Here is an 11,553-nt window from a genome sequence, read left to right on the forward strand (position 1 = left end):
GCAACGGCCGCTGCACATTATTGCGAACTTCGGATTGTGGGGCAGGAAGATCGAGGTCAGGGCGAAGATTCTGCGGTGGACACGTCCGCCGGAGCGGATCCATCAGTGATGATCGCGACGAGGTCGCAGTGGATGAGCGCGCCGCCGTCGAGCGTGGCCGCCATGACCTGCCGGGCCGGGCGATTGCCGGGATCGGGAAACATCGTCTCCCACTCGCTGTTGAGCGCGTCGCGATCCCGGTACTGCGCGAGGTGGCAAGTGAGCTTCGCGATGTTGTCCGTGGTGCCGCCGACGGCCGCCATGAGCTCGCGTACGTGCGCAAACACATTGGCGCACTGCGCGTCGATCCCGGCGGGCATCTCGCCGGTGCGCGGGTCGCGGCCCGTGAGCACGCCCGAGTGCACAAACGGGCCGATCCGGCTCGCGACCGGTACCGGGTTCGAGTGGGCGAACCCGGTGAGGTACACGCTCTCCCGCCCCGACACGTCAGTGCTCCCCGACCACGGTGTTTTCGATGGCGCCGAGCCCCTCGATCTCTGCGCGGACCACGTCGCCGACTCGGAGAAAGTTTCCGGTCGGAGCTCCGATCCCCGCCGGAGTCCCCGTCGCGATGATGTCGCCCGGCATGAGCGTCATCACGGTGCTGAGCTCGGCGATCTGCGCGGCGATGTTGTAGATCATGTCGTCGGTACGCCAGTCCTGCCGCACCTCGCCGTTGACCGTGAGTCGCATCCGCAGCGACTGCGGATCCTCGATCTCGTCGGCGGTGGTGAGCCACGGGCCGATGGGGCCGTGCGTGTCGAACGACTTGCCGAGCGTGAACGTGGGCGAGCGGTGCTGCAGCCAGTCGCGCACCGACACGTCGTTCGCGACGAGGTACCCGGCGATCACCGCGTGCGCGTCGGCCGCCGAAACGTGCCGGCACTGCTGCCCGATCACGACGCCCAGTTCGATCTCGTAGTCGAGCGCGTCCGAGACGCTCGGTTTCACGATGTCGGCGTGCGGGCCGACGATGCACGAGACCTGCTTGTTGAACCACAGCTGATTCTTCGGGGTGGGAATCCCGGCTGCCCGCGCCTCCGCGGCGTGCTCGCGGTAGTTCATTCCGATCGCGAGGTACTTCTGGGGGGCGTCGATCGGGGCTTCGAGGGTCACCTCCGCAAGCGCGTGCGACGCTCCCTCCGCGGCCTCGATGGCGGCGCGGAGCCGGTCGAGCTCGGGGATGAGCTCGCGCAGCGAGGAGGTTCCGCCGGTGACGTCGGCGAGATCGACAACACGCTCGCCGTCGACCCTGCCGAGCCGCACGGCGCCGTCGGCCGCGCGGAAGCGTGCGATCTTCACGACTGTCCCCCCTCGTGCGCCTCGGCGCGCTGCTCCGAGGGCAGTTCGCCCCAGACTTTCTCTCCAAACGGGGTCATGTGAAAGCTCACGAACCGCCACGCGCCGTCGGCGCCGCGGTGGAGCACCTGAGTCACGGGACCGCTGAGTGTCCGCTCCCCGCCGCCCGGGGCGCGCATCCGGTTGGTGAGCGTGCCGGTGACGATTGCCACGTCCCCAAAGACCCGCATCGCGAGTTCACCGCGGGTGATCTCAAGGTAGGGCCGCCGCACGGCGACGTGCTCCAGCAGCTCGGCCTTGCCCTGCACGACGCCGGGGGCGTGAACGTGCACGAGGCTCTCGTCAAAGAGCGCATCGAGCGCGTCAGCGTCGCCGTCGATGAGTGCTCGCTGCCGCCGGCGCTCGGCGTCGAGCAGCGCGGCCGCGGTCTCCGCGGTGGCGGTCCGCTCGGCGGCGCTCACGCGCGCACCCCGGTCGCCGGCTCGGACTGCCAAGTGCGGAATCCGCTCGAGTACGTGTCGTGCCCGGCCCGCAGCGGCTGGCCCACCAGTCGGTGGTAGTTCGAGAACAGCTCGTCCGCCTCGGCGAGGGGCAGGACCTCCTCGATGTCGGCGCGGTCCGCAAGGGGCTTCCCGTCGGTGCGCTCGGCCACCATACGCCGGATCACCTCGTAGCCCTCGCCACGCATGTTCATCACGATGCGGTTGACGGGCACCCGACGGGCGGCGTCGTAGGCCAGGAACGCCTCGTGCGGGTCAGCGTGCGCCGCGAGTTGCTCGGACACGACCCGGGCGTCGAGGAACGCCTGGCAGACGCCGTTGCCGCCGCGCGGGTACATCGCGTGCGCCGCGTCGCCGAGGAGCACCACCCGGCCGTCGACCCACGTCTCGAGCGGGTCGTGACGGATCAGCGGGAACAGGTACACCTCGCGCGCGTCGGCGATCAGCTGCTGGATGTCGATGAAGTCGATGTCGACTCCCTCGTAATAGGGCAGAATCTCGTCGACCGAACCGACCTGATTCCAGTCCTCCACTGTTTCGTCGCGCTCGGCCTCGACTACCCAGTTCACGAGGGTCTTCCCGGTGCCCTCGAAGTTGTCGACGATCGGGTAGACGATCATTGACGAGATGCGCGGGTCGCCGATGTGCAGGATCGTGTGGCCGTCGCGGAACGGCTCGCGCAGCGTCGTGCCGCGGTACATCGTGATACCGGAGTAGTGCGGTTCCGAGAGCTCAGGGTGCATCTGCGCGCGCACCGCCGAGTTGATCCCGTCCGCGGCGATCACGGCGTCGTGCCGCACCCGTTCGGTGCGGCCGTCGCGGTGCTCGAGGCGCAGGGTCACGCCCGCGTCGTCCTGCTCGTAGGAGGTCACGCGGGCCCCCAGCACGATCGCGTCGGCACCGAGCCGATCCTGCACCGTGCGATAGAACAGCATCTGCAGCTCACCGCGATGCACGAAGCGCTGCTCGTGCTCGTACCCCATGTGCACGCCGCACTTCTCGGCGTAGATCTCCTGGCCAAAGTGGTTGTAAAACACCGAATCGACCGCGTCCACCGACATCGCACGGAACTCCTCAAGCAGCCCGATCTCCTCGATCTCCTTGAGCCCGTAGACCTTGATGTCCACCCCGACGCCGAGCGGCTTGAGCTCGGGCACCGTCTCGTAGATCGTCGGCGCGAAGCCCTGCTGCTGCAGCCGGAGAGCGGTGATCAGGCCGCCTGGGCCCGCCCCGATGATGGCGATATTCACGGTGTACTCCTCTGTACGGTGGTGCGGCGCGCGGCCGCGGGTCTCGTGTCCGGACCCGAATCCGGATCCGGGCGGTGCTGGGCGCGGTCAGTGCACGCCGGGTGGCTCCGGGAACCGGGCGGGGAAGAGCTCGCGCAGATACCCCAGGGTGGCCCGCCCGGCGCGCGCGGCGTTCTCCGGGTGATAGTTGAAGACGTGCGGCTCCGGCGAGTGTGCGGCGTGCGGGCTCGTGAACGCGTGCACGGTGCCGCTGTAGAGCACGAGCTCCCACTCGAACCCCGCGCGATCGAGCCCGGCCTGGAGGTCGGCGCGCTGGTCCGGGGTAGCCATCGGATCGTCGGCCCCGGCGCAGATCAGCACGCGAGGTGCGCGCGGGGTGGGCGCTGCGGCGGCAGCGCCAGCGGGCGCTGCGGCGGTAGAAACGGCCGGGGCGCGCCACTCCCCGGCGAGCAGGTCAAGACCCGGGTGGATCGCGATGGCCCCGCAGAGAGCGCCGCCCCCGCGCAACAGCTCGAGCACCGAGGACCCGCCGAAGCAGTGGCCCAGGCCGACAACCGCGCGCGGGTCGACCTCCGGCTGAGCGATCGCCGCTTCAAGCCCGGCCGTGAGTCGCGCATGCCACTCGGCCCGATCCCCCACCATCCCGCCAATGAGCGGCCCCACCTCCGCGGGTGATGCTGGCTGCCGCCGCCCCGACCACACGTCGGCCGCAAACACAGCGAAGCCCTGCGAAGCGAGGCGGTGCGCGATCTCCACGGTCTCGCCGCCGAGGCCGAACGCGTCGTGCACGAGAAAGACGGTGGGGGCGGCGGCGGATCCAGCCGGCGCGCACAGCAACCCCAGCATGTCGGTGCCGCCGCTCCGGTAGGCGATATCTCGCGTCTCCAGATCGATCATGTCGCCCCCATTCCTCGTCGAACGTCGTTTTGTATCGTACGCAGAATCACACACGATTTCAAGTGCGATCACCGGCGAAATGCGATTTCACCGCCGAATCACGCGCGATCACCGCGTGTGATTATTTACAGAAAACCCAGTTTGATCTGGGGGTTTCGCGCCTCTCGGGCATCCCGGGCCATCGTGCAGGCTTCCGCGCTTTCGGTGGATCACGTATGATTTCACACACGATCACCTCCCACTGCGAGTGGGAGTGCTCACCAGGACCGCAACGAAGCAGCACCATAAGGAGCACTCGACATGACCGTCGTCGACATCAACATTCACCACCTCCCCGAGGATCTCTTTACGAACGAGAAGATCCTCAACGGCTTCCTGAACAGCGCACCGCGCGGGTTCGGCGAGATCGCCAGCGTCATCACTATGGACAGCGGCAAGAAGCAGCTCGTCCTCGAGAAGCCCAAGGGGTACCAGAACCTCAACTACGTCGAGGGCGACTACTCGGTCGAGTCAAAGCTCGCCGCGATGGACGAGGCGGGCGTCGACTACGGGGTGATGCGCGTGCCCGTGTGGCAGGAGTGGCTCGACGTCGAGACCTGCCGCGCAGTCAACGACAACGCGGCCGACATCGTCTCGCGATCGGGCGGCCGCCTGTTCTCCACCGCGTGTGTCCCGCCGTGGGGCGGCAAGGAGAACATCTACGAGCTTGAGCGCTGCGTGGGCGAGCTCGGGGCCGTCGGGGTGCAGCTCGCCTGCCACTACGGACAGCTCTACCTCGACGACGAGGTGTTCGAGCCCTATCTCAAGGTGATCGAGAAGCTCGATATCCCGGTCGTGGTGCACCACACCCCGCTGCCCGTCGAGTACAAGTCGGTGATCGACTACACAAACCTCCGCCGCGAGTACGGCCGGATCGTGGACCAGGGCGTCGCCGTGGGCCGCGAGCTCTTCAGCGGCATGTTCGATCGCATGCCCGGCCTGCGCTTCATCCACACGATGATGGGCGGCAACTGGTTCGCCAACACCGCGCTGCTCACCCCGCACCAGACGAACAAGGCCGAGGCGATGCAGCGCCTCGACCCCACGGGCGGCGAGAAGATCAAGCAGTACCTCGACGAGAACATCTTCTTCGATATGACGCACCCGCACTCCTGGGGCAAGGACCAGGTGGAGGCCGCGCTCAAGATCAACGGCGCCGACCACTACCTCTTCGGATCCTCGTTCCCCGTCTTCTACAGCTGGATGGGCCAGGGCGTCGACTTCGTACAGAACGAGCTCGAGATCAGCGCCGCCGACCGCGAACTCGTGCTCTCGGGGAACGCGAAGCGCCTGTTCAACCTGCCCATCTAGGCGCGGAGCACACCGGGATCATGTCGCAGCATCGACCGCAGAACGACATCGACGAGTTCTTCTCCACCGACCGCACGCGCGGCCGCGACGAGGCCGTCGAGCTCTCGACCGGGAGCTACCGCGAGCACCTCTACCCGCTCCAGGACGAGGTGCTCGCGCCCTACCGGGGCATGAGCTACGAGGAGTTCACTGCCGACCGGTACCGCGCGCCGTTCCTCCGCGAGCTGCTCGCCGGCTGGCGCGAGCTCTACGACGAACCTTTCGTGGGGATCACCACCGACGGGCGGATCAGGGACGACGTGTACAGACTCAGCGCCGCTGGCACTGCGGCCAGCGCGGACCCCTTCGCGCCAGGGTCCGCCGAAGCGGCGATGCCCGCGGCGGCTCCGGCCGCGACCGCGCTGCTCGACCTCCTCACGGACGAACAGCGCGCCGCGGTGACCTACCCGCTCGACGCCCCTGAGTGGCGGGGGTGGAGCAACCCGGAGTTCGTGTTCTTCCGCACGGGGCTGCGGCTCGAAGATCAGTCGGCGCTGATCGTCGAGGCGGTGCACGAGGTGCTGCGCGCCTCGCTCAGCGCGCCCGGGTACGCCAGGGTGCGAGAGGCGATGGAGCTCAATGGCTATCTCGGCGAACTCGTCGAGCTGCCGACGATCATGAACCCGGGCAGCTACTGGTTCGCGATCTTCGGCGACCCGGCGGCGGGCTCCCCGTGGGGGTGGCAGCTGTTCGGTCACCACGTCGCGCTCAACTTCGTGACCGTGGGCGGCCGCGACGTGATCGCCCCCGTGTTCATCGGTGCGGAGCCCGCGCTCGCGGCCGACGAGCGCCCCCCGCTCTTCGACGCGCGCGAGCAGTGGGCGATCGAGCTCGCAGAGTCTCTCACTCCGGAACAGCGCGAGCGCGCCGTCGTATTCTCGTCGGTCCTCGACCCGGCGATGCCGGCGGGCCGGCTGCATCCCGCCGACGAGCGGCACGTCGCCGGGGCGTTCCGCGACAACCGGGTGATCCCCTACGAGGGGATCAGCGCCGCCGAGCTCTCTGCCGCGCAGCGCAGGCTACTCGAGCGGATCATCGAGGACTTCCTGCTTCTGCTGCGCCCCGAGCAGCGCCGGGCAACCCTCGCCGAGGCCGTGGCTCACCTCGACGAGACGCACCTGTCCTGGTACGGGGCGACCGACGGCTCGCAGCCCTTCTACTTCCGCGTGCACGGCCCGGGGATCCTCGCGGAACTCGACCATCACGCCGGGGTGTGGCTCAGTAATCGACTGCCCGCTCGCTTCCACGTGCACACGACGCTGCGGCACCCCAACGGGAACGATTACGGCAAGGCCTACCTCGCACAGTGGCGGCGCGCGCACCCGGAGGGCTAGGCCGACCCCACCGCGGCGCGGTGCCCCGTTGCGGCGGGCACCGCGCCGCGGTGGGCATAGGACGCGGTCACGGTTGGGCAATGGGCTCCGTCGCAGCGGGCAATAGGCCCCGTCGCGGCGGGCCCCGCAAATTGCCTCAGACGATCGCCGCTCCCGCGCGCGACTGCTCGTCGTGGTCGAGCACCGCGTCGAGCGTGTTGACCTCGTGCTTGCGCGCGGCGGTTTCGATGGTCTCGGCGTCCTCGCCCGCCTCGATCAGATCCAGCAGAGCGTCGTGCTCGCCCAGCGAGGCCACGGCACGCCCCGGCGCGTACCAGTACGCGGAGCGGCGAATGATGTCCATGCGGGTCCACTCAGCCTCCACCATCGCGGCGAGCCGGTCGTCACCGCAGTGCGAGCAGATGAACTGGTGGAAGCGCCGGTTCAGCCGCCCGAAGCGGTTCGTGTCGAAGTTGGCGATCGCGTCGCGCATCTCGGCGTTGAGGGCGCGCGCCGTGGCGATGTCCTCGGCCGTCATGTTCTCGGCGGCGAGCGCCGTTGCGAGCCCTTCAAGCCGGGCCAGCAGGCGGATCGTGCGCTTCCACGCGCCGGTGTCGAACGTTTTCACGACGGCGCCAGCGTTGGGGATGATCTCCACCCAGTCCTCGGCCTCGAGCTTGCGTAGCGATTCGCGCCAGGGCACTGAGCTGATGCCGTGCTCGCGGCCGAGCTGGTCGATGACGAGTCGGTGGCCGGGACCGTAGGTGCCGTCCATGATGCCGGCCTTCAGAATGTCGTAGCACTGCTCAGACTTGCTCTTCGCCATCGTTCTCTCTCCCGTCCGGAGCGCTCGCGCGGGCCAGACGCGGCGCCGCGAGAACACACCCCAATCCTATCTGATTTCACACACGATTCACCGGATCTGATTCAATTCGCTCGAGCAGGCGCCGCAGCGTCGGATCGGTGGCTGCCCCGCGACGCATCAAGACCAGGGCACGCAGTGGCTTCGGGGCCGGCGTCACTGGGCGCACGCTGACGTTGAACCGCGCCAGGCTCGCCCGATCCGGATCCGGCAGGAGCCCCCACGCGAGACCCGCCTCGATGAGCGGCATCCCGCTCTGGATCGTCTCGACCGAGCGCACCGCCCCGGGCTCGACCCCGTACTGCCGGAACGTCGCCTCGACCGCCTCGGGGAGGCTGGGCACGGCGGCGGTGCGGTGCGGCAGCACCACGGTGGCGCCGTCGAAATCGCGCAGCGACACCGCGGGCGGCGACGCCGTGCGCTGCGGGGGCTCGCTCTCCGGCACGCCGATCCCGCCCGGCGCATCGCTGCGGGGTGGCGCACAGCCGGGGCGCACTCCCCCGCCTGAATCCGTCGCGGCGCCGTGGTCGGGCGGCAGCACCGCCACGAGCGGCACCTCCCCCCAGTCGAGGATGTCGAACTCGTCGCGATGGCGCCGCGAGAACCGCCGCGGGTCGGCGACGAGGATCGCGGCGAGATCGACGCGCCCCTGCTGCAGAAGCTCGATCGCGGCCCACGGCGGCGGGTCGACCGGCCGCACCTCGACGTCCGGCGCGACGGCGGCGAACTCGCGCAGGAGGCGGGGCACTCGCGCCCACATCAGCACCGGTACGGCCGCGAGCGAGATCGTGCCGGCGAGCCCCGCGCCGAACCGCCCCAGGGTCGCGGTGATCTCCGCCACGTCGCCGAGCACGCGCGACGAGGCATCGAGCAGGAACCGGCCCGCCGCGGTCGGTTCAACGCCGCGCGGCGAGCGCGTGAGCAACGGCACCCCCACGTCGGTCTCGAGCCGGGAGATCGCGACGCTCAACGACGGCTGCGAGAGACGAAGCTGCGCGGCGGCGGCGGTCAGTGATCCGGCCTCGACGACCGCGACGAAGTAGCGCAGGGTGCGAAGTTCCATGAGGTGATATCCAGGCCCGTTCCATAGCGAGAAACTATGCCCACTCTAGGCGATCCGGACGTTCCTGTCCCGGGTCGATTGGGCGATGCTGGGGCATACCGCCCGGCGCGCTGCCGGGAACGCCGCCGGGCGGGAACGCCGCCGGGCGGGAACGCCGCCGGGCACGGTCGGGCCGGGCACGGTCGGGCCGGCGGCACCCAGATCCCATCTCCGAGAGGACCCCCATGCTCCCCGTCACGAACCACAACCCAGAATTCAGCATCACGCGCGCAAGCCACGTGTCGCTCGGCGTGACCGACCTCGAACGGAGTCGCGACTTCTACCGCGACGTGGTCGGCCTCGTCGTCACCGCTGAAACCGACGACACGGTGTACCTGCGCGGCCTCGAGGAGGCGGCGCACCACAGCCTCATTCTTGAGCGTTCGGACACCGCACAGGCGCACCGCGTCGGACTGCGCGTGCGCACCGACGCCGACATCTACGCGGCCGAGAGGTTCTTCGCCGCGGCCGGCATCGAGCACCAGCGCGTGGAGCGGGATCACCAGGGCCCCACCCTGCAGTTCCGAGATCCGGTGGGCACGCTCATGGAGTTCACGTCATCCATGGACGTGGTTGAGCGCAAGATGCAGCGCTTCGACGAGTTCGTCGGCGGGGCGCCGCAGCGGCTCGACCACTACCAGGTGGTGACCTACGACGTGCAGACCGCGACGGAGTTCTGGACCGGGCTCGGTATGCGCATGTCCGAGTACACCGCGAAGGACGGCACCGACGAGCTCTGGGGATCGTGGATGGAAGTGAAGGGGAACACGCACGACCTGGTATTCACCAACGGGCGCGGCCCGCGCCTCCACCACTTCGCGTTCGCCGTGCCCGACGGGGCCTCGCTGCTGCACGCCGCGGACGTGGCGGGCGCGCTGGGGTTCGGCGACGAGATCGACCGCGGGCCCGGGCGGCACGGGATCAGCAACGCGCTGTTCCTCTACCTGCGCGATCCAGACCAGCACCGCGTCGAGCTGTTCAACACCCACTACCAGTTCATCGACCTGGAGGCGCCGCCCATCCGCTGGGACATCAGCAACCCGCGCCGCGCGCAGCTCTGGGGGATGCCGGCATCACGCCGCTGGTTCTTTGAGGCGAGCGAGTTCCCCGGCGAAGCGGTGGCGGAGCCGCTGCTGCAGGCGTCGCCCGAGACCCTCGAAACCTACCTCGGGCTGCACTAGCCGGTCCGGCGGGCGCCGCACCCGTCCAGGGCCGCCCCGACACACCCGGCCCGACCCGGGCCCTCCCGGCGCCGGCGGCCCCGCCGGCCTCCACGAGTGGAGGATCCACGCACGAGCGTGCGGCTTCACAACGGTCGCGAAGCCGCACACTCGTCGCGGAGCCGCACACTCGTCGCGAGGTGGCGGTGATGGACGGGCGGGACGGGCGAGGGCCGCACGATCGGGACCGACGGCTCGCCTCGCTCCCCATGAGCGCAGGGTTCGCGCTCGGGCGCCTGGCTCCACGCACGAGTGGAGGATCCACGCACGAGCGTGCGGCTTCACACCGGCCGCGAAGCCGCACACTCGCCGCGAAGCCGCACACTCGTGGGAGGGGGCGGGGCATCGGCCCACGGCGCGGGCCACCGCAGCCACCGCAGCCACCGCGGGCCACGGCGCACGCTGCGCCACCGCGGCGCAGCCCCCGCGGGCCACCACCGCAGCCCCCGCAGCGAGCACCCCACCGCAGCCCCCGCAGCGAGCGCCCCGCCCTACCCCTCGGCGGCCGGGCGGGTCGAGGCGCGCACCACGAGCTCGGGCTGGAACACGATCTGCTCGCGCACCCGCTCTCCCCCGGGGGCCGCCTCGCGCAGCAGCAGCTCGACCGCGGTGCTGCCGATCTCGAACGCGGGCTGGCGCACCGAGGTGATGGGTACCACCGCGGAGTGCGTGAAGTCGATGTCGTCGTAGCCGATGAGCGCGATGTCCTCGGGGACGCGCAGCGACCCGGTCATCACGAGCGCCTGCAGCACGCCGAGCGCGAGCAGGTCGTTGGCGGCGAACACCGCGTCGGGGCGGCTCTCCGCCGGCAGCAGCGCGAGCTCCTCGCCGATCCGCCGCCCCTCGAGCACGCTGAGCGCCTCGGTCTCGAACACCTCGAGCGCTGCGCTGCGCTGCCCCGCGAGCACCTCGGTGACGCCGGCGAGGCGGTCGGCGACCTGCTCGATGCTGCGCGGCCCGCCGACGAACGCGATCCTGGTGCGGCCGATCTCGAGCAGGTGCCGCGCGGCGATGCGGCCCCCCTCGACGTCGTCGACCGAGACCGAGGGGAGGGAGCGGTCGCTTGAGCCGCGGTCGACGAGCACCACCGGGATGCCGCTGTCGCGGAGCTTGCGCAGCTGCGCGAGGTCGGTGTGGACCGGGGTAATGAGCACGCCGGCGACGCGGTGCTCCTCGAACATTTCGAGCAGGCTCGACTCGCGGGCGCTCGAGTCGTCGCTGCCGCCCATGAGCACCGTGTAGCCGTCGTCGAGCGCGCGGCTCTGCGCGCCGTGGGCGACGTCCATGAAGAACGGGTTGCGGGTATCGAGCACCACGAGCCCGAAGCTGCGGCTGCGGCCAGCGCGCAGTTGTCGCGCGGCGTCGTTGCGCACGAAGCCGAGCTGCTCGATGGCCGCGTGGACGCGCGCGATAGTGGTGGCGGCGACCCGGTCGGGCCGGTTGAGCACGTTCGAGACGGTGCCGACTGAGACGCCCGCTTCGCGCGCGACGTCTCTGATACTCGCGGTCATGCTGCTCCTCTCGTCCGCCCACCCTGCCGTGATCTGCCTCATCCTAATTGAGCGCGCGCCGAAATTGAAACGCTTCAATAACGGATCCGCAACGCCGCGGTCATCGACTTGACGACAGAAAAAGACTGTGTTTAAACTCTGCGTAACGTGATTGAAACGATTCATTAATCT

The 11,553-nt window shown here is 69.6% G+C and carries 11 protein-coding genes; 3 read left to right on the forward strand and 8 right to left on the reverse strand.

Annotated elements, in window-relative coordinates; translation table 11 throughout:
* Positions 1 to 56 precede the first annotated feature (56 nt).
* The 5 genes from EV139_RS04660 to EV139_RS04680 form a co-directional block, all read right to left on the reverse strand.
* Positions 57 to 485 carry a RidA family protein gene (locus EV139_RS04660; protein WP_130453152.1) on the reverse strand — a complete coding sequence of 143 codons (429 nt, stop codon included), beginning with the start codon at positions 483 to 485 and terminating at the stop codon, positions 57 to 59.
* A gap of 1 nt (position 486) precedes the next feature.
* Positions 487 to 1,341 (reverse strand): fumarylacetoacetate hydrolase family protein, encoded by an 855-nt coding sequence (locus EV139_RS04665; protein ID WP_130453153.1) that lies wholly within the window; start codon positions 1,339 to 1,341, stop codon positions 487 to 489.
* A complete protein-coding gene (locus tag EV139_RS04670) occupies positions 1,338 to 1,799 on the reverse strand; it encodes a YybH family protein (RefSeq protein ID WP_241988964.1) in 462 nt (153 codons plus the stop codon). Before EV139_RS04670 ends, EV139_RS04665 begins: the two co-directional genes overlap by 4 nt.
* Positions 1,796 to 3,088, reverse strand: a complete 1,293-nt coding sequence (locus EV139_RS04675) for an FAD-dependent monooxygenase (protein WP_130453154.1) — start codon at positions 3,086 to 3,088, stop codon at positions 1,796 to 1,798. The genes EV139_RS04670 and EV139_RS04675 overlap by 4 nt, the downstream gene beginning before the upstream one ends.
* Positions 3,089 to 3,175: 87 nt before the next feature.
* On the reverse strand, positions 3,176 to 3,985 hold the full coding sequence (locus EV139_RS04680) for a dienelactone hydrolase family protein (protein WP_130453155.1): 810 nt from the start codon (positions 3,983 to 3,985) through the stop codon (positions 3,176 to 3,178).
* 300 nt (positions 3,986 to 4,285) lie between these two features.
* Between EV139_RS04680 and EV139_RS04685 the strand changes: the two genes are divergently transcribed.
* Positions 4,286 to 5,335 carry an amidohydrolase family protein gene (locus EV139_RS04685; protein ID WP_130453156.1) on the forward strand — a complete coding sequence of 350 codons (1,050 nt, stop codon included), beginning with the start codon at positions 4,286 to 4,288 and terminating at the stop codon, positions 5,333 to 5,335.
* A gap of 20 nt (positions 5,336 to 5,355) precedes the next feature.
* Positions 5,356 to 6,708 carry a DUF3500 domain-containing protein gene (locus EV139_RS04690; RefSeq protein WP_130453157.1) on the forward strand — a complete coding sequence of 451 codons (1,353 nt, stop codon included), beginning with the start codon at positions 5,356 to 5,358 and terminating at the stop codon, positions 6,706 to 6,708.
* Positions 6,709 to 6,844: 136 nt separating this feature from the next.
* Here the strand turns inward: EV139_RS04690 and EV139_RS04695 are convergent, their stop codons facing one another.
* A complete protein-coding gene (locus EV139_RS04695; RefSeq protein ID WP_130453158.1) occupies positions 6,845 to 7,513 on the reverse strand; it encodes a GntR family transcriptional regulator in 669 nt (222 codons plus the stop codon).
* Positions 7,514 to 7,589: 76 nt separating this feature from the next.
* Positions 7,590 to 8,612 carry a LysR family transcriptional regulator gene (locus EV139_RS04700; RefSeq protein ID WP_130453159.1) on the reverse strand — a complete coding sequence of 341 codons (1,023 nt, stop codon included), beginning with the start codon at positions 8,610 to 8,612 and terminating at the stop codon, positions 7,590 to 7,592.
* Between the two features lie 224 nt (positions 8,613 to 8,836).
* Between EV139_RS04700 and hpaD the strand changes: the two genes are divergently transcribed.
* Positions 8,837 to 9,832 carry a 3,4-dihydroxyphenylacetate 2,3-dioxygenase gene (gene hpaD, locus EV139_RS04705; protein ID WP_130453160.1) on the forward strand — a complete coding sequence of 332 codons (996 nt, stop codon included), beginning with the start codon at positions 8,837 to 8,839 and terminating at the stop codon, positions 9,830 to 9,832.
* Positions 9,833 to 10,362: 530 nt separating this feature from the next.
* Here the strand turns inward: hpaD and EV139_RS04710 are convergent.
* Positions 10,363 to 11,382, reverse strand: coding sequence for a LacI family DNA-binding transcriptional regulator (locus EV139_RS04710; RefSeq protein WP_130453161.1), 1,020 nt, complete (start codon positions 11,380 to 11,382; stop codon positions 10,363 to 10,365).
* Positions 11,383 to 11,553: the final 171 nt, after the last annotated feature.

Origin of the sequence: Leucobacter luti (genome assembly GCF_004217175.1) — a bacterium.
GTDB lineage: Bacteria > Actinomycetota > Actinomycetes > Actinomycetales > Microbacteriaceae > Leucobacter > Leucobacter luti.